This window comes from Bacillus carboniphilus, from assembly GCF_020524035.2.
In the GTDB taxonomy this organism is placed as follows: domain Bacteria; phylum Bacillota; class Bacilli; order Bacillales; family JAIVKR01; genus Bacillus_CC.
Window position 1 is genome coordinate 3,166,953 of sequence record NZ_CP129013.1, and the last position, 23,038, is coordinate 3,189,990.

A 23,038-nucleotide genomic window follows, 5' to 3' on the forward strand; every position below is an offset into this window, starting at 1 on the left:
TTAAAAGGGTAAAAGGAATGATGTTTTATCCTTTGCTCCTTACTTATTATTGCTTTGGGGTTAAATGGATTTAAGGAATAAAAGATCAGCTTAATTAGTAATAATAGGAGGATAGTAGTATAGTTTCATGGACACACCTGAGTTAAGTTTTCTAATTCTTGACTATAATAAAAAACGAAAGGATGTGTCCTTGATGGGTAACCAAGGTGTTAGTAAAAAATTCAATGAAGACTTCAAAAAAACGGTGGTTAATCTTTATCATTCTGGCAACTCAGTAAGCAATCTAAGTAGCGAATATGGCGTGTCTGAAGTGACGATTTATTAATGGATTAAACGATTCTCTCCAATCAATTTAGAACATGGTTCGACCGTTACAACGGACGATTTAATCCAATTAAAAAAACAAATGCGCCGCCTTCAGGAGGAGAATGAAATATTAAAAAAGGCTATGGCCATATTCGCGAAAAAGTAAGTAAAACTGAGTTAGCCGCTACGATTGAAAAGTATAAAGATCAACACCCTATACAAGCACTGTGTGAAGTCCTAGATATTCCAAGAAGTACGTATTATCAATCACTACATGAAACAGAGTCTAATCGTGATCGTGAGAACAAGGAACTAACCAAAGAAATGATGGAAATTCATATAGATAGTAAAAAACGGTACGGAGCACCCAAAATTCATATGGAACTCGAAAAAAAAGGATTTTTCGTGAGTCTAAAAAAGAGTTCAAAGGCTAATGAAAAAAGCTGGAATCCGCTCCATTATACAAAGGAAATATCATCCTTATACTAGTCAGCACCAAGTAACAGAACAAGAAAACTTATTAAACCGAGACTTTACCACCACAACGATTAATGAAAAATGGGTGGGAGATATTACGTATATCCATACGATTAAAGATGGTTGGTGCTACTTAGCTTCAGTGATGGATTTACATTCTAAGAAAATCATAGGTTATTCCTTTTCAAAAACGATGACGACAGACCTAGTGACAAAAGCACTGGATCATGCGTATGAAACGCAATTTCCTAAAAAGGAGCTCATCTTTCATTCGGATTTAGGCTCTCAATATACAAGTGAAGAATTTGCAGAATCCATCCGTTCCAAGGGGATCAAACATTCATTTAGCCGAAAAGGTTGCCCATATGATAATGCTTGTATTGAATCGTTTCACGCTATTTTGAAAAAAGAAGAAGTCCATCAAGTTAAATACCTAAACTATCAATCGGCTAACATGGCTTTATTTCAATATATTGAAGGCTGGTACAACCGGAAAAGAATCCATGGAGGTATTGGGTATCGAACTCCACAAGAAGTAGAAGACAGCATTCGGGCATGCGCATAGCGACTCTCTAACATGTGTGAATCAAGCTTTATAGGGAGTAGCGGGCATGATAGCCTCCTTTGGCGATGCCGATGTCGGAGCATCTTGTTTCTCGGCAACAGAATCATGCCCGCGGAGGGACCCTGTCAAGCGTCAAATTAAAACAAGTTTTCTTCGAGCATAGGTATTAAAGTGAACTAACTTTTTTGTGTCCGAAAATTTGACTCAGATCCAGGATTCAATCCATTTGTATCCTTTTCCATTACGTTTACACCAATCCACAAAACCTGAAGTTTCCTCCTCATTAAATTGAATCCAATCATTTATTAAGTTCTTATAGTACAATAGCTGATTGTTTATGTATTGAACTTCCTGTTCGTTTTCTATTTTATTTTTAAGATCTTCGATTTCATTAATAAGTAACCTATCCTCCATAATGTCTCCTAAATATAAATCTTCTGATATATGGTGAAAAGAGAACCAAAGGGAGTCGAAGAGGATTTCAATCAACTTTAACAAAGATTGTTGTTCTTTAGTACCACCTGCTTGAATGGATAGGTTTAAATGTTTTTTTCTTTCATAAGTGTTTAAAAAAAGTCCAAACCACCTATAGGGTCTTGGGTCCTTAGGATCGCTCATTATCCATTTTTCTAAAATCGGCTTCAATAAGTTTTCCTCTAATGGATAGGTAAGTATGTTTTGTGTTTCTGATAAGGCTTCAAATAGACCAAAAAGCCAACAAGCAAAGTCTTTTTGTTTTTTTGTATCCCACTTCTTTGCTTCTTCAATAAATAAGTCTAATGTTTTAAATGCATCCTTACGAAGTCCTTTATCTCTTAAAATGCAAAAGTCTTTGAACAATAGATAATCATCTGCTTGTTCATTGTGTATAACTTCTTTAAAAGAATAATTCAAATCTTTCACAATCCTTATTTTTCTTTAGTTTGCTCTTTTTTAAAGAGCTTCTGTGACCTATTGACTTGTAACTTTTTTAATCCTCTTGCGATTGTAATTCAGTATGATATTGACTGTATTTTTGAAACTGACTTAAAAAGTTTTTTATACGATCTTTTACTTCTTCTGAGTTTCCATATATTTTTTGTTCTGCGAGGTAATACTCATCTAATAAACTGTGTAGTTCTAATTCAATCCATTCACAACTGGCTGGAATATAATTAATTAAAATAGACAGAACTGTATCAATTCTTGTCATATCTTCTGTTTCTTCATAGTATTTGTTAATTAACCCTAACAGTATTTTAGTTGGGAGTTCTTCTTCAGTGAATGCGGTAAGTTCCTTTAATTTTGCACATATAAAATACGGTTTTTCTCTTGAAGATAACGAAACTTCTATTATTTCGTATGGTGGTTCATCCACTTTTTCAATTAAGTTATCAGCCCATTTTATTACATCTTGAATTGTATAAAAACCTGCTGCCAGACCTAAGCGATACACTTCAGCTATTGTTTTTATATCCATAAAACCCCTCATTTCAACAAGCATTCTTCTTAAAAAAGGTCACTGTGTGATTGTTGTTTTCAACATTCTTGGGTAATAAGTATCTATAAAATTAATACATAGTTGTAGACATCCAATGTTTTTAGAGTATTTTTTTATGATAGATATTACTCGTATCGACTCCCCGCATAAAGTATTTTAGCAAAGTCCGCCCATTTAGGATTGTCTGAAAAAGATTTAGAGTCGTTAATAAAACCCTCCATCCCTGCTAAGAAGGTTTGGATTCGTTGGTTTTCCCATTCTTTTTTATTTTTGATCAAGTCCTGTTTTAAAAAAATGATGAACTGAACTAAATCGTTCTTTGAAACGACTTTGCTTTCAATATCATTGTAATTCAATGGTCAACTCACCCTGCTTCTTATAGTATTTGTTAAAGTTTTGTTTTAATAAAAATTGGCCACTATATAATGAAAAATGGTAAAAATTTTATTGTAGATGGTAATTTGTTTCTTTGACTAACAACACTTCTGCGCCAGAACAAAAAAAGTGTAAATTACCTGTTTCATAGTCAATTACTTCTAAGGTGATTGCTTCTAAGCCTTGTTCTTTTATATTAATAATATTTAAGTTAATTTGTTGATAAGGACCTCCACTGTTAAATTGTATACTTTGCGGGTCAAAAAACCTAAATCTAGATAGGAACCTCTGTTCTGTTTTACTGTGTATTATAAAATCAATCTCTAATACAGCCTTCTTCTCACCAAACTCTTCGAACATTTGAAGGTGAAATCCAGTGATGAATTTCACATCTGAAAAGGAAAAATTAGAGATGATGTCCTTTATTAAGGATATATTGTTAATCATAATTATCATCCAATCTAAAAGATGTATCTTTACTTAAATCACTTTATTATGTAGTTAATTTATTGATTTTATTAACATAGTTAAGAAAATACCACCTGTTATGTATACAACAATTTCTTTTTGAAAATTTTAATCCTTCAGCTAAATTGATATCTATTGTTTTTTTCGTATTGTGTAATTTCTAATGCTTATATTCTACTCTCTCTTGTTGTACCATTTTCCCATTCAAACAGCATTAAAGATAATAGATTCGTATTGTCGTTATTGGTGTAAAATAAAACTTTTGCTCTATCTAATTCAAAAAGAATCCGTATAACTATCTGATGGTAACAAAATCTTACTCATATAAGGCTATTCTATCAAGCCATCGGGAAAGAACTATTCACTTGTTTGTAAAAGTTCTTTTGATTTAGGATCAAAAATTTTATAGTCTATTTCAACTAAATGATCTTTTGTGACAGTAACCTCACAATAGTAGGGAACGTCTCTACCATAAGAGCCCAGATTAGGTATATCCATAAAATCAAAAAATTCCTCAGTATCTAGCATTTTTATGGATGTTAAACTTGACCTTCCAGAAGAATCTATTTCAATCACGCAACTCCTAAGAAAATGGGAAAACCCGTGCGTCAAATTTATAAGGTCGTGGAGCGGACGATCGATCGAAATGGACAAATTTTATTAGTCCCTGAAATCGAGTTCGAAAGTTACTGGACTTCTTTGAATATCGAACCTGAACAGGTCATTCCTCTCTATCATGAACACGGAACATGCGAACAATTTCATAGTGAATTAAAGACAGATTTGGATTTAGAGCGCTTTCCATCAGGAAAGTTTGCGACGAATGATTTAATCTTACACCTTGGCTGTTTTGTTTATAATCTGCTTCGAATCATTGGACAAGAAAGTTTAAAAGGAAGTGATGCCCCATTAAAAAAGAAGGTGTTTCGACGTCGAATAAAAACAGTCATTCAAAATCTAATTACCATTGCCTCTAAGATGGTTAGACATGCACGAAAAGTCTACTTAAAGTTTGGCAAAAATAGCCCTTGGTTCCATACGTTTAGAAGGATCTATTCGGTTTTCAGTACTTAGGCGGTCTTCATCCACTAATTTAAATTAGAAAAAAGAAAACATAGAAAAACCTGTAAAAATCCGTTCTTTTTAGAGGTTTATTTAGCGTGCTTTTTTTCTCTAAATAAGAGGTTTCCGTTTCCCTGTTTTAGGTCATGGAAAGCTTCATCATATCCAGGGTGTTCACTCTATTCAAAATACCATGATTGCGTGAACATCACTGCTAATACCATGGATTCAGGGAGTGTTTAAAACGCCTGAGATTGCCAACCATACGGGAACAGTTGCCTGCTTATATACGGGAAGCAAATGAACAACAAATCACGTATGAAGAATTTCTCTTTCACCTTCTGTCTATTGAAGTAGCTGAAAGGGAAGTGAAAAAGAAAGAATTAGCAAGGAAAAAGGCACAGTTTCCCGTACATAAAGACCTCCTCTCTTTTCGATTTGAGGAGGCACCTCATGTGCCAAAGAGACGAATCCTCGATATTTTTCAAGGAGAGTATATTCAGCAAAAAAACAATGTCATTTTTATTGGAAGCTCTGGGACAGGGAAAACGCATTTATCCATAGCTTTAGGGGAGGAGGCAATTAATCAAGGCTATAAAGTCAAGTATTACACCGGCGCCGGCCTAGCCAATGAATGAATGGAGGCTCAAGATGAAAAACGACTTCTCCAGCTAGAAAAGCAGTGGCTAGCTGCGGATGTGGTGATCATTGATGAACTAGGTTACATTCCTTACCACCAACGAGCAGCTGAACTGTTATTTCAATTTTTCTCTGCCCGTTATGAGAGAGGAAGCATGATTATCACCAGCAATCGTGAATTTGGACGCTGGGTGGAGGTTTTTCATGATGAGCAGATGACCACCGCCTTGTTGGATCGAGTGACTCATAAGGCTCACATCATCCCAATGAACGGAGATAGTTATCGCCTCAAAGAAACGTATTCGAAGTAACAAGAGGGTGGTCAACTTTTACATGAGCGACATGGTCAACTTTTGGGTTGACATTAACAAAACGAACCGTGTGCATCATCTTTGTCCCTGTTTGTTCACCGCCAAGATACACTTCAGCGTCTTGAAAAATGAGATTTTCGGGATCCGGCACTTGTTCATTTAATTACTCGATTTTGGCGTTCTTCTTTAACCTTTTAATAAATCGAATGTCTTTAAAACAATAGTGATCAAGCTGTTTATAATCCATATACCCACGATTAAAAAGATAAAGGCAATCAGGGTCTAATTCCACTAACGAATCCATCTTAGAACGATCAGAATGGTTCGCAGGAGATAACACGACCTCATCTGGAATGGTCATTTCTTTTGTCACAACGACTTTAAGATGCAGCTTAATACCGGCTTTTGTTTTTCGAAACGTGGCCCATGGATACTGAGATAGAGACATGGTCATCGTAGAAGAATCGATCACATGTAAACGACTGATCTCTCGAATAATAGGCTTGTTTTTTAATCGAGAGTGAATTTTCATCAAAAGGTGGCGAAAAACCTTTTCAAATACAGAAGAAGGAATCGCTTTAAGCCTTCTGGATAATTGAGAAGTACTAATGGAATCAAGTTTGATCGTTTCCTGCAGTTGTTTCTCATCTTCTAAATAAAGAGAAACATGGGTTAAACTTTCAATCTCTCGAATATGAGCAACAATGGAAATCTGAAATAAACAGTAGGTCGTCAGTTTCTTTATGTACTTATCTAAATTGTGAACGTTGGTTATTTTTTTGTCTCTTCACCATTTTCTGTGGTTTACACTCAATCCAGGCAGTAAGTTAGCGGGAGTGCGTAGCCGACCAGGGAAGGTTCTTCATCAGCTTACAGACCACTAAGTTGGTAGATAAGGAGCAGTCAAGTGCTTTCCTTGACGGGGCCGATTCTACCAACTATCCTGTCTGTTGCTGATGAATGAAGTGTTAAGCCGCCTTTTCCTTATAGAGTTCCCCTGTGCACTCCAGAAATACACGAAGTCTAAATCGTTCTAATTTTCGGTATCCATAGGCTCGTCGTTTAATATTTTTGATCTTATGATTCGTTCCTTCTGTTCGTCCATTCGTATAAGGAGAAAGGAAGTATTGAAGGATTTCTGCCTTCCAATTCTTAAGGGTCGTTGCTACTTTATGAAACGAAGGTAAGGGACTTGCACGAGCGTATTCAATCCATTCTTCTAAAAGGTCTAATGCCACATCATAATCGCTGGTTTGATAGAATTCCCGAAACGTTTCTTTCATGTAGTAGGCAAGAGCTAAACCAGGATATTCTTCAACCATCCATTCTAACCCTGCTTGTTGTTTTTCAGACAGCTTTTCATTTCCTTTGAGTAGTGTGTACCTTTCTTTTTTCAACTGTGGATACTGCTTTCTTACTTGATCTAATGCTTGGATGACTTTTTGAACCACATGGTATTTATCTACCACAATCGTAGCCATAGGAAATGCGCTTTTGATGGCTTTATGAAAAGGGTCCCACATATCAACGACCACCGTTTTAACAGCATCAGGAGAAGCGATTTTAAGATCAAATAACTGTTTAGTCGACTCCGTTGTTCTTTCATGGATCATTCCTAAAATGCAGCCTTTTTTCATATCCATTAGCACCGTTTCATAGGTATGTCCTTTCTTCACAGATACTTCATCTAAGCTTATGACAAGGTCTTCGGTATCTCTTTCCCTGTCAATCTGTTTTTGGTGCTCCATCTCCTTTTCTTTGGCTACAGAGTAGAAAATACGTTCTAAGGTGCTATAGGGAATCTGGTGTTTTTGACTAACATATTGAATGGTGGTATCCAAGTACATCTGGTAAAGGTATTCTCGTAATCGAATGGTTTGATGACAACCTTGGTAAACCGATTCATACGTTTCTGAAAAGACTTCTAGGCAGTTGTGACAACGATATCTCTTCACCTTTATAAACAAGTACAAGGACTTGTTTAACATCGTTAAATCCCTGACTTTCCTTGTCCGCCTGTCATGTACAGTGGACGTCATAAACCCACAGAATGGACATCGTTCTCCTGTCGTATTCTTTTCAACTTTCGCTATGATGATATGATCCTGTTCTTCATGATTAAGAACTTTAAATTCTGGTAAACCTAGTGATAGGGAAAGCATTTATGAGTCCTCCTAATGTTTTAGTTAGCACTAACATTATTGCCAGGATTCCGTAAATGCTTTCCTTTTTATTTGTAAATCACACAATTTGGTGATGAATCATTTTTTTAAACGTATCTTCATCTAAAAATTCTAGTAGTTTATTTAAAGTAGGATGTGTGCTACAATTGTCCATGCTTGTTTCCTTTATAGTTTGGATTTGGACATGTGCTACTTGTTCTCCAAATTATAAAGGATTTTTTTATACCTAAAAAGACTTGTATTTTCCATAATTTTAATAATATTTAAGTTTTTTCATTCAATAAAGGTATTGACATTTTGAAAAATAGTTAATGCAAAGCTAATGATATTAGATGAAGATTTTGTAGCTCCTGAATATTTGCTTTATTTTTTTAAAGGGTATCAAAAAAAGGTACTTGCCCAAGTTAGATCTGTTACTGCGGACAACTTGGACTTTAAATCAATAGTGAATATCGATGTCCCAATTCCACCACTGGAAGAACAATATAGCTTTATTCAAAGATTAAATTCTATAAATAATCTAATGGAACAAAACAAACAACAATTATCAAATAAGGAAATATTATTTGAATCTCTTATGCAAAGGGCATTCAAAGGGGAACTATTTAACGATTAATTGTTCTAACAATTGTAGTAGACGACACATTGGGAGGGATCGGTTTGTTAAGGAATTTTGAGTTTTTAAAAGAAAAAGATGAATTTAGTAGTTTTGCAAAAGCTTGCTTGGAGGTAGAAGAAGGCCTTCAAGTAAGTCCAGCAACTTGTGCAATTACAACGAGACGTGCATTGGAGCTTGCGGTGAAATGGTTATATTCTTCTGATAGCGAGCTTAAATTACCTTATCAAAACAATCTATCAAGTTTGATTCACGAGCGAACGTTTTTAGCTATTATTGATGAAGATCTATTTCCGTTAATGAAATACATTATCAAGTTAGGCAATGTGGCGGTTCATACCAATGCCGTTATTTCTAGAAATGAAGCAGTTCTGGCGTTACACAGTCTTCATCAATTCATCGATTGGTTAGATTATTGTTATTCAGAACATTACTCCGAGTCAGAATTTAGAGAGGATATTCTTTTAACTGGAGAGGAACCAAGAAAAAGACCAGAAGAATATCAAGAGTTGTATGAACAGCTTAGTTCTAAGGACCGTAAGTTAGAAGATCTTATGAAAGAAAATGCTCAACTTCGTAAGGAAGGAACAGCTAAACGGATTGAGAAAACGGAAAATTATGATATTTAAGTGGATGAATTAAATGAGTTCAATACACGGAAGATTTATATTGATTTAGAACTAAAATTAGCAGGCTGGCAATTTGGAAAAGACGTTATTGAAGAGTATGACATTACAGGGATGCCTAATAAAACAGGTACTGGTCAAATTGATTATGTTTTACTTGGTGATAACGGAAAACCGATTGCCGTCGTTGAAGCTAAAAGAACTTCTTATGATGCGAGTAAGGGGAAACAACAAGCGAAACTATATGCCGACTGTGTGGAACAAATGAACGGACAACGACCAGTCATTTTTTATACAAATGGATTCGAATATCGTTTATGGGATGACAAAATGTATCCTGATCGAAAAGTTTCAGGTTTTTATACAAAGGCTGACCTTCAACTATTAATTGATAGACGGACAATTAAGAGAGAATTAAAAGAAGTTGAGATAAAAGAACAAATATCAAATCGTTATTATCAAAAAGAAGCGATTTTATCTGTCTGTGAAGCTCTTGAAGACAAACAAAGAAAGACTCTTTTAGTAATGGCGACGGGAAGTGGAAAAACGAGAACCGCTGTTTCAATTGTTGATGTACTTGTGAGACACAACTGGGTGAAAAATGTATTATTTTTAGCAGATCGAAAGGCACTTGTTTCTCAAGCAAAGAAGAATTTCAACAATTTATTGCCGAATATGACGCTATGTAACTTGTTAGATAATCAAGACAACCCTGAATTAAGTAGAATGGTTTTCTCTACTTATCCAACAATGATGAATGCGATTGATGATACAAAACGGAAAGATGGGAATAAGTTATTTACAGTTGGTCATTTCGATTTAATTATTGTTGACGAAAGTCATCGCAGTATTTATAAAAAATATCGAGCTATTTTTGAGTATTTTGATGGTATATTACTAGGTTTAACGGCGACACCTAAGGATGAAATTGATAAAAATACATATGATATTTTCGGTTTGGAGACGGGTAATCCAACTTACGCCTATGAACTTGAAAAGGCCGTAAAAGATGGTTATTTAGTTGAGTATCGTACAATTGAATCGACTTCAAAAATATTAGATGATGGAATTCGTTATGATGAACTTTCTGATGAAGAGAAGGAACAGTATGAAGATACATTTGCTGAAGAAGAAGGCGATGAAATCACAAGTGGAGCAGTCAATGAATGGCTCTTTAATGACAATACAATTGATCAAGTATTAAATGAACTGATGGACAAAGGAATTAAGGTTGAAGGTGGAGACAAACTCGGGAAAACGATCATTTTTGCTAATAACACTCCACACGCCAAGCGAATTGTGGAACGTTTTAACCATTTGTATCCTCACTATAATGGAGCATTTGCTAGTCAAATTGATTATAGCACCGATTATGTAGATACGTTGATTGATGATTTTTCAACTAAGGAAAAGTTTCCTCAAATTGCGGTTTCAGTTGATATGTTAGATACAGGTGTTGATATACCTGAAGTTGTTAATCTAGTATTTTTCAAAAAAGTCCGCTCAAAATCAAAGTTTTGGCAGATGATTGGACGTGGTACACGACTTTGTCCTAATCTGTTTGGAATAGGAACGGAAAAAGAATACTTCTTAATATTTGATTACTTACGAAACTTTGAGTTCTTCCGTGAGAATCAAAAAGGAATTGAAGCGAAGGCAACAGTAGGTTTAACAGAGCGAATCTTTAATTTGAAGGTGGAAATTATTAAAGAGCTACAATCGCTAGATTTCCAAGAAGAAACCTATATGAAACATCGAAAAGAGATTGTAGAAAATGTGTTGAAAGAAATATATCAGTTGAATGAAGAAAATTTCCAAGTGAGAATGCATCTAAAGTATGTCCATAAATATAAAAACCGTGACAACTGGCAAGCTTTGACCGTTTTAAAGGTGAGTGAGATACAAGAACATATTTCCCCGTTAATCCTATCTATTAATGATGATGAACTGGCGAAACGATTTGATAGTGTGATGTACTCTATCGAGTTAGCAAAATTAACGGCAAAAAATGCTACAAAACCAATCAATAATGTTGCCAAAACAGCTGAGGAGCTGTCTAAGTTAAGTACGATCCCCCAAATAAATGCTAGTAAAGAGCTTTTGCAAAGAGTTCAAACGGATGGATTTTGGGAAGAAGCAACGATATTTGATCTTGAGGAAGTTCGTGAAATAATCCGCGAACTTGTGAAGTTCCTAGAGAAGGAGAAACAAAAAAACTACTATACAAATTTCACGGATAACTTTTCGCAAATCGGAAAAGAAGAACCAGCGTTCTTTGTATCCAACAACTTAAAAAACTATAGAAAAAAAGTGAATCACTATTTAAAAGAGCATCAAGATCAGACTGCTATTTATAAGCTACGTCATAACATAGCATTAACGAAACAAGATGTTGAAACATTAGAAAAAATACTGTGGGAAGAGTTAGGGACACAAGATGACTATAAAAAAGAGTTTGGTGATACACCAATTACAAAACTAGTTAGAAAAATTGTTGGACTTGATCAGCAAGCAGCGAACGAAGCATTCTCCCAGTTTCTTAACGAAGAGAAACTGAATGTCCATCAATTACGATTCGTCAAAATGATTATCGACTACGTTGTGGCAAACGGGACACTCGAAAAGAAAGTTTTGCAAGAAGACCCATTCCGTTCGTTAGGGAGCGTGACAGAATTATTCCGTGACAACATCGAAAACGTTCGAGGTATAATACAAGTTATTGATTCGATTAATCGAAATACAGAAGTCTTTAAAGGGGCATAGTTTTTTCTAGAACATTGTAAAAGGGGACAATAATTATTGTTACCCCTTTAAATTTATCAGCTACTAATCAACAGAGGTGTAGAATGGACATAGTAGATAAACTCAGAAACAAGAACATTAGGGTGAAAGAAATCCCAAAATGGGGAACGTATTTACGTCAGGAATGGGAAAATAATTTCGCCAGTCATCTTAGTAATAAGGAGAAAGAAGAAATATATTTATATGACCATAGCGGTTTTTGTGGCTACCTGTGGCATCTTTTTAGTTATGAAAAGAAGGAATGTCTCCAAGGTATAGAAGCTGAAAGTGCTTTTAACAATGAGATGAAAAATAAATGCTATGTCTTCTTCCAGCACTCAGATTACGCATTACTTCTTGAAAATGCCTCAAGGTTTAACACTGATGACTTAAGAAATGAAACAGGATTAGATGTGTATGTTGTGGACAATCATTTTCGTTGGACCTTTGTAAAAACACACGAAATCGATTTTTGCGGCCCTTATTTTAGCCGAAAAGGAAGGTTGTAGGTCTATTTTTATTAATTGATAGGACAGATTCAGATAATCCAATCGTCAAAAGCAAAAGCACAGATGTATTGTTTTTTTATTAGTGTTTTTTTCACACGATGCTCGAATGATAATATAATTTATCATACTTTTAGTTAGAAAAATTGATGGTTATTTGCTTATGTTAATTAGATGTCAATGGAGGAGAAAGGGATGTCTTGGTGCTTAGATGATGTATATACTTTGAACAAACAATCGCCTTATACGTTTTATATTCCTAGTCCTGAGGTGCTAGATAGGTTGAAAGTTGGAGATAGGGTAAGGTTAATCTTTGTAAATGAAGAAGTAGATGATGATGGATTCAGAGGAGAGAGAATGTGGGTTGAAATTACCCAACTAAATGGAACTAGTTTCAAAGGTATATTGAACAATGAGCCTTATCGTTTATCACTAGAAGTTGGAGACGAGATTTCATTTAAAAGGGAAAATATTTGCGATACAGATACTATAGATCCTCATTTGTCTGAATGGGACTTTTATTTTGATACACTAGTAACAGTGAGTGAAGATGTATTTGAAAAAGAAGAATTCAATTTTATGTTAAGGGATGAACCCAAGGGTGAGGGGGATGCTGGTTGGTCAATTTTAAGTGGATATGAAGATGACGACTTTCTTAATGATCTCGAAAACTTTCAAATTGTTTCTATTGGGGTAATCTTGAATATTGATGATTCCATTCTAAATATAATCAAAGAACCTCCTCTATGTGCTTATGAAAGAGATGAAAATGGTGAGTTTTATAAAATAGAGGACTATGATTGGGAAGGCTATTTTAGTGGGTAAGTGAAATATCAAAAATTGATTTTGAAGTAGTCTATCTATATACGTGATGGTGGTTTCTTATTGGGGATATTTTGAAACGCATAGGAGGTCCAGCTTGAAGAAAAAATTAGAGAAAAGATTTTCTTACTTATACACAGGGGAATTTATTTCCTTCGTTCTTTTTATTGTGGTTAGTTATCCGTTGAATTATTTATTTATGATGCGCGACCAACAATTGTACTCGCTCTATTCATTTTGGCTAGCATTTATCCTTTTAGAGTTTCTTCTACTACAAGGAACGATTTATTGGTATTCAAAGCTTAAGAGATTAAGAGAGGAAAAGAACCCAATCACACCTGGGAAGGTTGTACGATTATTACATCGATTAAAAAAGGTGAATGTGGTTATTATTATTTTTACAATACTTGCATTTTTAGTGGATTTGATTATTTGGTATCCTTCCTTGCCGTTAGTAGGGCTAGCTGTTGCTCTCTTCGTTTATATATTCGCCATTTTAGAATTCATTAACTACTTTTACATTCAACTCTCATACGACAATATTTCCGATATCAAGTACTTGTTCAAAAATAAAAAGTTAAAGAAATCCTGTATGTCTAAAGATTTCAAACGTGTTTAATAGTTCCTCTATTCGTAAATATTAAAACATAGTATAAATGCTACTCTAAGAATGTACAAAAATGATTGTTTAAAAACACAGTCCTAGCATAGTTCCACCCCTTTTATGTAAGGCTATTACGTCCGCTTCTCCATGTAAAACGCACGTTTCTAACTGGAAAAAAGCGTACTAAATAATATAGCGATAATTGTATCATTTTATTTATCATTCACAAGAGGACTGGAGAGTCAAAAGTTCTCCGGAATTTTTCAAAGCTTTTTCCCCATACTCGATGTTTTTTATGTAATGGTAAGGGATTCCCCTCGCTTTCCGCGGACGACCTGTCAAGCCTCCTCGTTCGTGCCTCACATTGCGGGGTCTTGACTAGCCCGTTTTTCCGCAGGAGTCTTGGGGTCCCTTACAAAGTCCATTTTATAAAGATGACTCAATCCCTTAGAAAGAGAATTTTCTGCATAAAAAATAACCCTTCTGCTTGATTTCATGTTAACCTATTAAGCGACTAAACAAAATAAGGAGACATGTCATCCGAGAAGAGTTATCTTTGATATTGTATCAAACTCAACAGCGAATGACCATAGTGATTATGTGGAAAAGAATAGATAAAGAACTTTCAGAATTTAGGACCTGTTTTACACGACAAGCTACCTATGAATGGTTTGTCGTCATGATTATTGGATTGATGTTACGTTCCGATCAAGTAGGATTAACCTCCATCATTCGTGAGCCTTTCGATCTCACCCAAGTCCTATCCTGCTATGATGCATTTTTTAGGTCCCAAGCTTGGAAGTTAGAGGATCTTATTCAAACATGGACGAAGCTTGTTTATCGTAAGGCACCCATCTATAAGAAAGACGGCATCACCATCTTGGTAGGAGATGGCGTGAAGCAATCGAAAGAAGCACGAAAAATGCCTGGTGTGAAGAGGTTACATCAAGAATCAGAAAATTCCTCAAAAGCCGAGTTTATCTTTGGGCACATGTTTGGTGGGATAGGTGTTCTCATTGGCGATCCTTCTAAGAAACTATTTTGTCTTCCTCTTTCGATCAGGCTCCATGACGGTGTCAACATGATTCGAAATTGGAGAAAAAAACAGAACAATTATGAATGTGAAGGTTCTCACATTGTTCAAATCATAAACGATGCGTTTCAAGCGACTAAATGTATGGGAGAATCGCTCGTACTGCTTGATGGCTACTATTTATCCATTTTTGCTCTTATGAAACGGGCAGAACTGTTAGAGAAATCAGAAACGATGCTTCACCTTTTGACTAAAGCCAAGAAGTCTTGTAGGGCTTATACAAAGCCCGGTGAATATAAAGGAAAGGTCGTCCTCGTAAAAAGGAGAGACCATCAAACTTCAAGACCTCTTTACATCAAGGAAGAGTGAATTCGTAGAAGCAACCGTCCGTTTATATGGAAAAGAAGAGACCGTTCGTTACCTTTGCCTTAATTTATTATGGGGGCAAAAGCTTTATCAAGAACTGCGATTCGTCCTTGTCATGTATGGAGAAAAAACAGCCATTCTTGTTACAACGAAGCTCGATTTAGATCCCGTTAACATCATTGAATTGTACAGTTTTAGGTTCAAAATTGAATGTACGTTTCGAGAGCTGAAACAAGTGATGAATGGATTTGGGTATCAATTTTGGTCAAAAGCCATGCCTAAACTGAGACGCTATGCAAAAAAAGGAATGATTCATCCATTAGAAGAAATGGAGGATGAAAAAGAGAAAGAACTCATCTTGTCCGCTTTGAAAGCAATCGAGGGATTTGTCATGTGTAGTTGTATCGCCATGGGGATGCTTCAAATGTTGTCTCTTACTTTTTCAACTAAGATTAATGAGAGTCCTGTTCGATTTTTACGAACGAAGTCCAACCCTATTGTCTCAGAAGCGACCGTTGCCTATTATTTAAGGAAGACGACTTTTTCGCTTTTTAGTAAAACGAGCCGTTTATGCATAAGTCGAATAATGAAAAAGAAGCAATCAGACCCTTTTTTTGACGAGGATCTGAAGGCTTCTTAAAGGTGAAAACTTTTGACTGACAAGAAGAGGAGGATAATTATGAAAAAGATTATTATCTTAATGATAACTTCCATTTTTTTAATAGGGTGTAATAGTAGTGGTGGGAGTAACTTAGTAACATATGATAACGATAAACTTGCAAAAGAAATAGAGGAAAAAGGTTTTAAACCTAAACTACCAACAAAGTTTCCTATTGCTATAATAAACCATGAGATATCTTCCCCACCAACTAATGACCATTTCATAGTAGATTTTACAGGAGAGAAAGGAGAATATTTTGAATTAATTATATGGGATAAGCTAGTTACATGGAATGACAACAGTAATCAAGAAGAAATCAACATTAATGGAAAAGAAGGATCTTATATGAGTGATGAAGTATTGATGAGTACGTTACATTGGCGAGATGGAGATTATGATTATATTTTACAATATTACCATACGTTTTCAGACACAAAAATAGCAAAAGCTGATCTAATAGGTATAGCTGAATCCTTCCAGTAAAAGCTTAAAAATGAAAAAAACTATTAAAGCAAAATATTAATAATTGTTGGCTGTGTCATGCTAAAAATAAGATAGTTTATGACTTAATGATTTTTATAGAGATTTAATGGAGTGATTGAAAATGGGTACTAGAGGTTTAAAAGAAAGTTAGGTGGCAGTTATGCCAACAAAATGGCAGTTAACGAATACTATACCTACAAAGGAGGAATTTATTTATCTTTGTTCGAGTGTAGGGTAGGAAAATTTTATAAATTTTGATGCTGTAGAAAAGTCCATTCAAAATTCTGTTCACTCAACAGTTGTCAAAGTTAACGGTGATATTATTGGAATGGGAAGAATTATAGGGGATGGTGCGATATATTTTTATAACAAGATGTAGTGGTACACCCTGAATATCAGGGGAGAGGGATTGGTAAAGAAATTATGAATGAGTTAATGAGATTTTTAGAAGCTCATGCCTCAGATAAAGCTTTTGTTGGATTGTTTGCATCTGAGGAAAAAAGGTTTTTATGAGAAGTTTAGTTTTAAAGATTATTCTCCGAACATGACAGGTATGTTCAAAGTGATTAATCGGAGAGAATAAATAGGCCCTTCTCCTTTTAAAATGATCTTAAATATATACAATTGGAATAAGTTCAATTGCTCGCTCAGAATTGCCCAGTTGTAACAAGATTTAAAACAAGTCCTTTAAGAAGGGAGACACTTGTTTATTATTTCAAATTATTTAAGTTGAGCATTTACTTGTCATTTTAAGTAGTGAAAAGTATTAAAATAAGCATTTTTTTATAAAATGGAGGGTTATTATGTTTTCAGTAGAAAAATATGCAGATTCAGTTAAGAAACACCTTGAAAATCATTCTGATATGTTAGTAAGAAACCTTAAAAAGATCTTTAAATATAACTTTTCATCTGAAGTGGATTTATTAGAATTTACGGTATATGTTGACGATAATACTTTCGAATTCTCGATTATGATGTTCCTTATGGATTTAAACGGTGACGAAGTTGTCTATAAAGGAAAGGACAAAACGATTTTTGTAAGTAGTACGGAGATACTGCCAGAAGTAAAATATTGTGACATAGATGAGAGTCTCTTAGATGATTTTTATGAATTTTACGATCAGAATGAAGATAGGTTCTATACTCAAGAACAACTGATATTCACAAAATGGTTTAGTCAATGTTGGGAGAAAGCAGATGGAGACACAGTGAAATTACCATCGTACTTTGCTTTTCCTAATGATGATAGGTCATACGATTTAAAGAACCATCAATGGGTCCATGATGAAAAAAAGTGGTTTTAAACAATAAAGTGCCTGTCTGGTAAGGATAGCTTAGATCAAAATTTAAATAAAAAAAGACCTAAGAATGCGTTAATTTATTCGCTAGTGATACGTATAGTTTAATTATCAGCCGGCCACTGGTCACCGCGTCGATTAGCCTCATCATTATTATCCATTGCTGTACATTATGTAGTAAGTTTTAATTTCCAAAAGTGTGGTTTAACGCCACCGTCTTTAGACGATAAAAGCTTTTAGACTTCTTAATTGATGTCCATACTTAAGTTGTGAGGTGAAAGTATGAACGGATATAAAAAGAATGGTAATACCGTTCATGGCATAGAACACCATGTAATGTAGGTCACAAAATATCGAAATAAAATGTTACAGGGAAGTGTAGGGAAAGATCGTTTTCATTTATTACTATACATGGCTACCTAGCATTGCATCCAGTAAAATTGTGTAATACCTGAAGGAAAGATCATATTAGGAATAGGGAAGGTTTGTACTTAAATAAAGTTCAAGTTCGATTAATAAGAAATAGTTTGAATAGAAGATAAACAACCCGACAACCATAAATTGGGTTGTTTTTTTGGTTGACATAAAATATATCCTAATGATAGGATAAAAAAGTCCTGAGTTAAGGATAAATAATACTAGCATAAAGGGAGAGATTATAAATGACGGTTTTATCAATTATTCTTCAAGTTTTATTAGGTTTAGGATTTTTAATGTTTGGAGTTATGAAGTTTGGTTCAAAGCAAATGGTTGATGATTTTAAGAATTTTGGTTATCCAGGATGGTTTAGAGTATTTACAGGGTTAATGGAAATTTTTTCCGCAGTTTTAGTTATTGCAGGAATTTGGAATTTATCAATGGCTGCTTGGGGAGGATTATTAATTGTTGTAACGATGATGGGGGCTATTTTTACTCATATCAAAATTAAAGATACTGTTAAAAACATGATGATGCCAATCATTTTGCTAATATTTGGTTTGATAGTATTGCTAATAAATTTTGAATCATTGTTTTAAGGGATAAGGTTTAATTTGATTAAGAAGAATTTCATCATTATTCAAATTGATATTTGAATAATGAAGAAAAATTTACCCATCCAGTTTTAAAGGTAAAGGACTTCAGATTTTACTAATAGACAGAAATTAATTATTCTATATACAGAAAACCAATATAACCGTAATTTGAAGGAGGTTAGGTGATGGGTGAACAAAGTGATCTGGATTTGAGATTATTTAGGGTTTGGATGAAGGCTACTGATGCTGTTTTCGAAAATATCCGAAAGGATATTGAAAGTCATAAAATTAATAATGTGAATTTTATGATACTTGAATTACTTTACAGTAAAGGTCCTCACCCTATCCAAAAAATTAGTGAGGTACTTTCTATTCCTAGCGGGAGTATCACCTATGTAGTGGATAAGTTAGAAAAGAAAGGGCTTTTAGAAAGACAACCACATCCAAATGATAGAAGAGCTTCTAATGTCATACTATATAACTGAAAGAGGAAGAATATTATTTGATGAAATTTTTCCTAAACACGTGGCAACAATTTCTCGAAATTTATCATTTATCTCCAATGATGAAAAAGAACAGCTAATTGGACTATTGAAAAGAATTGGAATAGGTGCGCAAAATTTAGAGAAATAAAACTTTGTATTTTGCAATTAAAAATTGAGCCACTTTAGTAAGTCTATTTCACAAACTTTAGAGAGAAATATTTTTCCATTTTTAGGATTGTCATGGAGCCTCTACAGGCATGAATTTCTGCGAAAATGTGCGAGTAGGGAGGAGTTCGCAACCTTAACAAAGGTATCATGCCCGCCTCTCTAAATAATGCCATCCTTTTTATCTTCATACAAAGAATTCACAAACTTTGAGTGGCTCATTTTTTTTTTATCATGTGGTTCGCTTTTCGTGTGCTATTAACAAAAGTCGTTTTGTAGATTTGTAACAAGTATTTAAAAGATATGTTGGATGTATAACCATCTTAGAAAACTGTTAAGAAAGTGGTTTTGTCTATTGTTAATAAACTAATCGTATTCTATCGGGTGTATGAAAGAACTCGCTAATTTCATTTTATCGTTCCTAATAGAAATTTCGTTGAACATGCATATTATTGACTAGGCAACAAATGTTTCAATAATATCCTTCTCATAAATTACCATATATCTCAATGGCCATTTGAATGATCGTTATCTCTTCTGAATATTTCCCATTTCTCATATAGAAATAAGAGACCTCCCGTAATAGTTAACCCAGTGAGGTATCCTCCGACAACATCACTAGCATAATGATCACCCTGTACAATTCTACTAGCTCCAACAAAGAGTACGAGTAAAGTGCTACTAATATAAACGAGGAATCGAATGCTCCTATTAGAGATCTCAGTACGGATTACATAGCAGAGCAAGAAGAAAAAGATAAAACTCATTGTACTCTGACCACTAGGAAAGCTATTCCCCTCATCAAGTGCTCCCAGTGGTCGTTCTCTTCCTATTAATATTTTCAGTCCTTTGAAAGCAAAATATCCTAATACAAGAGATGAGCCGATAAATATGACTTTTCTATAATTTTTATCTTTCCACCATATGTACAAAATAAGGATAAAACCCATTATGCTAACAAACTTATTGGAACCTAAAAAATCAAATAAGGTTAGCCACTGGGATGGTTCAAGAAAAGAGGAAATAGGCTTATCCCATGGTAGAGGGGAGTTTGATACGTTAACAGAAAGAAAAGTAAATGAAATACAGGAGAAGAAAGCGATCCAAAATGCTTTCATATGTCCTCTGTCCTCCTTTCATAAATTCAGAATGAGATAAGAAAGTGTTTTCTTAAATTATGCCCGAAACACTTATATATTAAATGTAAATTGAGTAATGATTGTTGGATGATAATATTGTTCAACAATGAGCTGAAGCGTATAAGATAAATTAAAATGGCTTATGTATGATTCAAATTCACATTAGAAAACAATAATTTATAGAGGTTGTTCAAAAAGTCCTACGATGGCCTGGATGGCCTAGCATCATCGTTAGCTCGCGCGACGTGGCTGTACTTAGCCTGTGTTCATTAAGCAGACCGCCTCGTTCTTGTCTAGCTTCAACCCTTACATCGGAGACGCCTAAAGGATTTAGGTGGATCTACGTTAGTCACAGGACGTGACTGTTCTTAGTAGATCTTCAGAAATAGTCAAACATTTAGTGAAGGTAAAAAACACCTTCACGTTATGTTCGCCTTATGCTCGCCCTAGCGTGAACAAAGGGTTTCAGCTTTTCTATTCAGCGTCCTTTTTTCCCTACTTATTGAATACGCACTACTATAAAGGAAAATTTAGATTAATGATTGAAGGTATCGCCTAGGCTTTAATTTGAAGTCTTCTCAAAAAAGTTCTACTCACTAAAATGTGATAATAAAAATCAATTGTGAAGATTTTTTAGGAGGGATAGATTTGAATTGATAAAATAAGACCAGTTATAACGGTTGGAAATGATGCGTTTGAAAGTACGAAAGGCGTTTTATTTGCTGGATCATCGTCAGACTTAATTCCGAACACAAATACGAATGCCTGGGTACAATTGTTCAATCCACCAGATTCGAATGTTAACTTATTCATCAATGTAATTGTATTAGCTAATTTTTCAACCGATCTTGTTAGAGCGGATTTATATTTAAATTCCGAGCCTCCTGGTGCTAAGTTTGAGTCTACAAAAGTGACTAGTGTTAATGTAGGTTCGCCTAATCAACCCATGGGGCAAATTCATTTTAACCCAAGTGTTCAAGGTGTGCCGGTTGGAGGAACGAATATTGGCTCAAGAGCTTTGACACCACACTCCACTTTTTTTGAAACAGCTGAAGGAAGGATCATTTTGGAACCAGGGACAAACTTAGTGTTATTTATTGGAAGTCGAACTGAAACAGTCTCACAAATTGGTTTCGAATGGTGGGAAGGTAAAGAAATTGTTTGTTGATTAAACGAATAACTTAATAACGATACCACAGTAACGACATTAATCATTGAAAGCGGTCTGTTCTCAATAGACACCACCAATGATAAACTGAGGCTAATAAAATTTCCATATGAGTTACTCTCAATATGGAATATGAGGTGTTAAAATGAATATAGAAAAAAAGACTCTATGAAGAAGCAGTAGCACTAATAGAGAAAAGATACCCAATAGGTTGGGGTGGTGCTGCGGCTATGTACACAATAGACCGGAAAATCTTAACGAGTGTTTCTCCTGAAAATATTAATGCTTCCACAGAGTTATGCATTGAAACAGGAGCTATTTTAGAAGCTCATAAACTTGAGACTCAAATTACTCATTCTATTTGTGTAGTAAGAGATCATGAAAAAGCAGAATATAAAATCCTAACACCTTGTGGGGTATGTCAAGAAAGGCTTTTTTTATTGGGGACCAAAAGTAAAAGTTGGTATTTACACTCCAAGTAACGAAATTCTTTTTAAAACTTTAGAGGAAGTTCAACCTTTCCATTGGTATAAAGCGTATAGAAAATAGTTAAAATTAAACAAGTGAACTCCACCAAATCTGGAGTTCACTTTCTTTAGTTAAAAATCAACATCGTTCTTTATAAAGGGTTAGATTTAATAAAAGGCGCTTTAAAAGATCAAAAAATTAATACATAATTTTGGAACCTATAGACGGATCAAACGTAAATACTATTAGATTGTTTTTTGGGGAGGTATAAGGATGAGACAGCTTTTTATAAAACAAAAGGTATTTAGTCTTAGCGAGAAATTTACAGTCAAGGATCATGAGGAAAAGGATGTATATTATGTAGAAGGTAGCTTTATGAAAGTTCCTAAGACTTTCTCGATAATGAATGCAACAAGAAATGAAGTAGCAATCATTACGAAAAAGGTGTTTAGCTTTTTACCGAAATTTATTGTTGAGGTGAACGGTCGAGAGGTATTAACGATAAAGAAGGAGCTTTCTCTTTTTAAGGCTCGTTATACCATTGCTACAGAAGGTATTGAAGTGCATGGGAATTGGTGGGATATGGAGTTTCAAGTGTTACAGCATGGTGAAATCATTGGAAAAGTCAACAAGGAATGGTTCACATGGGGGGGATAGCTACAAAGTTCAAGTAATAGATGAACAGATGGAGACCATTATAATTGCACTAGTTGTTGCTATTGATTGTGTGAAGTCGGATCAAGCGGCAGCTTCATCAGCAGGGGCGGTTTAAAGTGAAATATGAATAGGGTATTAATATTATGGAAAACTCAGTCGTTTTTTAAATTTGTTTTTGAGCTAATCGGTTAGAAGATTAGTGTTTTTATTTCGTTTAATGAGTAGCGAAAATAATAATATGCTAAAATTGGTAAGAGTTTATGAATAGGTTTTAGTGTAAC

20 protein-coding genes and 7 pseudogenes are annotated in these 23,038 nt (G+C 34.6%); 19 read left to right on the top strand and 8 right to left on the bottom strand.

The window, feature by feature from the left end:
- The first annotated feature begins 193 nt into the window (after positions 1-193).
- A pseudogene (locus LC087_RS16455) lies at positions 194-1,348 on the top strand (IS3 family transposase).
- Between the two features lie 204 nt (positions 1,349-1,552).
- On the opposite strand, the gene LC087_RS16460 reads toward LC087_RS16455, so the two are convergent.
- The 5 genes from LC087_RS16460 to LC087_RS16480 form a co-directional block, all read right to left on the bottom strand.
- The gene (locus LC087_RS16460; RefSeq protein ID WP_226543449.1) at positions 1,553-2,242 is read right to left on the bottom strand and encodes a hypothetical protein; all 690 of its coding nucleotides are present in this window, start codon (positions 2,240-2,242) and stop codon (positions 1,553-1,555) included.
- 76 nt (positions 2,243-2,318) lie between these two features.
- Positions 2,319-2,819: a hypothetical protein gene (locus LC087_RS16465; protein WP_306019710.1), complete on the bottom strand. Its 501-nt coding sequence runs from the start codon at positions 2,817-2,819 to the stop codon at positions 2,319-2,321.
- A 134-nt stretch (positions 2,820-2,953) separates the two neighbouring features.
- Positions 2,954-3,184, bottom strand: a complete 231-nt coding sequence (locus tag LC087_RS16470) for a DUF7660 family protein (RefSeq protein ID WP_226543445.1) — start codon at positions 3,182-3,184, stop codon at positions 2,954-2,956.
- An 88-nt stretch (positions 3,185-3,272) separates the two neighbouring features.
- Positions 3,273-3,650, bottom strand: a complete 378-nt coding sequence (locus LC087_RS16475) for a hypothetical protein (protein ID WP_226543443.1) — start codon at positions 3,648-3,650, stop codon at positions 3,273-3,275.
- A 378-nt stretch (positions 3,651-4,028) separates the two neighbouring features.
- A complete protein-coding gene (locus tag LC087_RS16480; RefSeq protein ID WP_226543441.1) occupies positions 4,029-4,247 on the bottom strand; it encodes a hypothetical protein in 219 nt (72 codons plus the stop codon).
- Positions 4,248-4,277: 30 nt separating this feature from the next.
- Between LC087_RS16480 and LC087_RS16485 the strand changes: the two are divergent.
- Positions 4,278-4,745: pseudogene (locus tag LC087_RS16485) on the top strand (transposase); the annotation flags it as partial.
- 236 nt (positions 4,746-4,981) lie between these two features.
- A pseudogene (istB, locus tag LC087_RS16490) lies at positions 4,982-5,683 on the top strand (IS21-like element helper ATPase IstB).
- Positions 5,684-5,846: 163 nt separating this feature from the next.
- Here istB and LC087_RS16495 read toward each other — a convergent pair.
- A complete protein-coding gene (locus tag LC087_RS16495; protein WP_306020863.1) occupies positions 5,847-6,215 on the bottom strand; it encodes a transposase in 369 nt (122 codons plus the stop codon).
- Between the two features lie 436 nt (positions 6,216-6,651).
- A complete protein-coding gene (locus LC087_RS16500; RefSeq protein WP_226543362.1) occupies positions 6,652-7,845 on the bottom strand; it encodes an ISL3 family transposase in 1,194 nt (397 codons plus the stop codon).
- A gap of 343 nt (positions 7,846-8,188) precedes the next feature.
- On the opposite strand from LC087_RS16500, the gene LC087_RS16505 reads away from it, so the two are divergent.
- From LC087_RS16505 to LC087_RS16565, 13 genes and pseudogenes are all read left to right on the top strand, one after another.
- Complete coding sequence (locus LC087_RS16505; protein WP_226543364.1) at positions 8,189-8,482, top strand: restriction endonuclease subunit S; 294 nt, start codon at positions 8,189-8,191, stop codon at positions 8,480-8,482.
- Positions 8,483-8,526: 44 nt separating this feature from the next.
- A pseudogene (locus LC087_RS16510) lies at positions 8,527-11,871 on the top strand (DEAD/DEAH box helicase family protein).
- A gap of 83 nt (positions 11,872-11,954) precedes the next feature.
- Entirely contained in the window at positions 11,955-12,398 is a 444-nt protein-coding gene (locus tag LC087_RS16515; protein ID WP_226543366.1) for a DUF4275 family protein, read from the top strand.
- Between the two features lie 192 nt (positions 12,399-12,590).
- Positions 12,591-13,220, top strand: coding sequence for an immunity protein Imm33 domain-containing protein (locus LC087_RS16520; RefSeq protein WP_226543368.1), 630 nt, complete (start codon positions 12,591-12,593; stop codon positions 13,218-13,220).
- 94 nt (positions 13,221-13,314) lie between these two features.
- Positions 13,315-13,836, top strand: a complete 522-nt coding sequence (locus LC087_RS16525; protein ID WP_226543371.1) for a general stress protein — start codon at positions 13,315-13,317, stop codon at positions 13,834-13,836.
- Between the two features lie 541 nt (positions 13,837-14,377).
- Complete coding sequence (locus LC087_RS16530; RefSeq protein WP_306019711.1) at positions 14,378-15,223, top strand: hypothetical protein; 846 nt, start codon at positions 14,378-14,380, stop codon at positions 15,221-15,223.
- A gap of 112 nt (positions 15,224-15,335) precedes the next feature.
- Positions 15,336-15,860 (top strand): hypothetical protein, encoded by a 525-nt coding sequence (locus LC087_RS16535; RefSeq protein ID WP_306019712.1) that lies wholly within the window; start codon positions 15,336-15,338, stop codon positions 15,858-15,860.
- A 39-nt stretch (positions 15,861-15,899) separates the two neighbouring features.
- Positions 15,900-16,364 carry a DUF4367 domain-containing protein gene (locus tag LC087_RS16540; RefSeq protein WP_226543198.1) on the top strand — a complete coding sequence of 155 codons (465 nt, stop codon included), beginning with the start codon at positions 15,900-15,902 and terminating at the stop codon, positions 16,362-16,364.
- A 160-nt stretch (positions 16,365-16,524) separates the two neighbouring features.
- Positions 16,525-16,947 (top strand): annotated as a pseudogene (locus LC087_RS16545) (GNAT family N-acetyltransferase).
- 220 nt (positions 16,948-17,167) lie between these two features.
- Positions 17,168-17,668: a hypothetical protein gene (locus tag LC087_RS16550; protein WP_226543200.1), complete on the top strand. Its 501-nt coding sequence runs from the start codon at positions 17,168-17,170 to the stop codon at positions 17,666-17,668.
- A 656-nt stretch (positions 17,669-18,324) separates the two neighbouring features.
- On the top strand, positions 18,325-18,678 hold the full coding sequence (locus tag LC087_RS16555) for a DoxX family protein (protein WP_226543202.1): 354 nt from the start codon (positions 18,325-18,327) through the stop codon (positions 18,676-18,678).
- A 182-nt stretch (positions 18,679-18,860) separates the two neighbouring features.
- Positions 18,861-19,160 carry a MarR family winged helix-turn-helix transcriptional regulator gene (locus LC087_RS16560; protein WP_306019713.1) on the top strand — a complete coding sequence of 100 codons (300 nt, stop codon included), beginning with the start codon at positions 18,861-18,863 and terminating at the stop codon, positions 19,158-19,160.
- On the top strand, positions 19,141-19,308 hold the full coding sequence (locus LC087_RS16565) for a hypothetical protein (RefSeq protein WP_306019714.1): 168 nt from the start codon (positions 19,141-19,143) through the stop codon (positions 19,306-19,308). The genes LC087_RS16560 and LC087_RS16565 overlap by 20 nt, the downstream gene beginning before the upstream one ends.
- A gap of 523 nt (positions 19,309-19,831) precedes the next feature.
- Here LC087_RS16565 and LC087_RS16570 read toward each other — a convergent pair.
- Entirely contained in the window at positions 19,832-20,443 is a 612-nt protein-coding gene (locus LC087_RS16570; protein ID WP_226543207.1) for a phosphatase PAP2 family protein, read from the bottom strand.
- 682 nt (positions 20,444-21,125) lie between these two features.
- Between LC087_RS16570 and LC087_RS16575 the strand changes: the two genes are divergently transcribed.
- The 3 genes and pseudogenes from LC087_RS16575 to LC087_RS16585 all read left to right on the top strand — a co-directional run bounded on the left by LC087_RS16575 (position 21,126) and on the right by LC087_RS16585 (position 22,872).
- Complete coding sequence (locus LC087_RS16575) at positions 21,126-21,632, top strand: DUF6143 family protein (RefSeq protein WP_371932710.1); 507 nt, start codon at positions 21,126-21,128, stop codon at positions 21,630-21,632.
- A 145-nt stretch (positions 21,633-21,777) separates the two neighbouring features.
- Positions 21,778-22,181, top strand: a pseudogene (locus tag LC087_RS16580) (cytidine deaminase).
- A 192-nt stretch (positions 22,182-22,373) separates the two neighbouring features.
- Positions 22,374-22,872: pseudogene (locus LC087_RS16585) on the top strand (LURP-one-related/scramblase family protein).
- The last annotated feature ends 166 nt before the right edge of the window (positions 22,873-23,038 follow it).

Bases quoted from the DNA above. Each gene is read 5' to 3' on its own strand.
- LC087_RS16465 (WP_306019710.1), bottom strand. From the start codon at position 2,819: ATGAGGGGTTTTATGGATATAAAAACAATAGCTGAAGTGTATCGCTTA.
- LC087_RS16475 (WP_226543443.1), bottom strand. From the start codon at position 3,650: ATGATTAACAATATATCCTTAATAAAGGACATCATCTCTAATTTTTCC.
- LC087_RS16495 (WP_306020863.1), bottom strand. From the start codon at position 6,215: ATGAAAATTCACTCTCGATTAAAAAACAAGCCTATTATTCGAGAGATC.
- LC087_RS16500 (WP_226543362.1), bottom strand. From the start codon at position 7,845: ATGCTTTCCCTATCACTAGGTTTACCAGAATTTAAAGTTCTTAATCAT.
- LC087_RS16505 (WP_226543364.1), top strand. From the start codon at position 8,189: ATGATATTAGATGAAGATTTTGTAGCTCCTGAATATTTGCTTTATTTT.
- LC087_RS16515 (WP_226543366.1), top strand. From the start codon at position 11,955: ATGGACATAGTAGATAAACTCAGAAACAAGAACATTAGGGTGAAAGAA.
- LC087_RS16520 (WP_226543368.1), top strand. From the start codon at position 12,591: ATGTCTTGGTGCTTAGATGATGTATATACTTTGAACAAACAATCGCCT.
- LC087_RS16535 (WP_306019712.1), top strand. From the start codon at position 15,336: ATGTATGGAGAAAAAACAGCCATTCTTGTTACAACGAAGCTCGATTTA.
- LC087_RS16540 (WP_226543198.1), top strand. From the start codon at position 15,900: ATGAAAAAGATTATTATCTTAATGATAACTTCCATTTTTTTAATAGGG.
- LC087_RS16550 (WP_226543200.1), top strand. From the start codon at position 17,168: ATGTTTTCAGTAGAAAAATATGCAGATTCAGTTAAGAAACACCTTGAA.
- LC087_RS16555 (WP_226543202.1), top strand. From the start codon at position 18,325: ATGACGGTTTTATCAATTATTCTTCAAGTTTTATTAGGTTTAGGATTT.
- LC087_RS16560 (WP_306019713.1), top strand. From the start codon at position 18,861: ATGGGTGAACAAAGTGATCTGGATTTGAGATTATTTAGGGTTTGGATG.
- LC087_RS16565 (WP_306019714.1), top strand. From the start codon at position 19,141: ATGTCATACTATATAACTGAAAGAGGAAGAATATTATTTGATGAAATT.
- LC087_RS16570 (WP_226543207.1), bottom strand. From the start codon at position 20,443: ATGAAAGCATTTTGGATCGCTTTCTTCTCCTGTATTTCATTTACTTTT.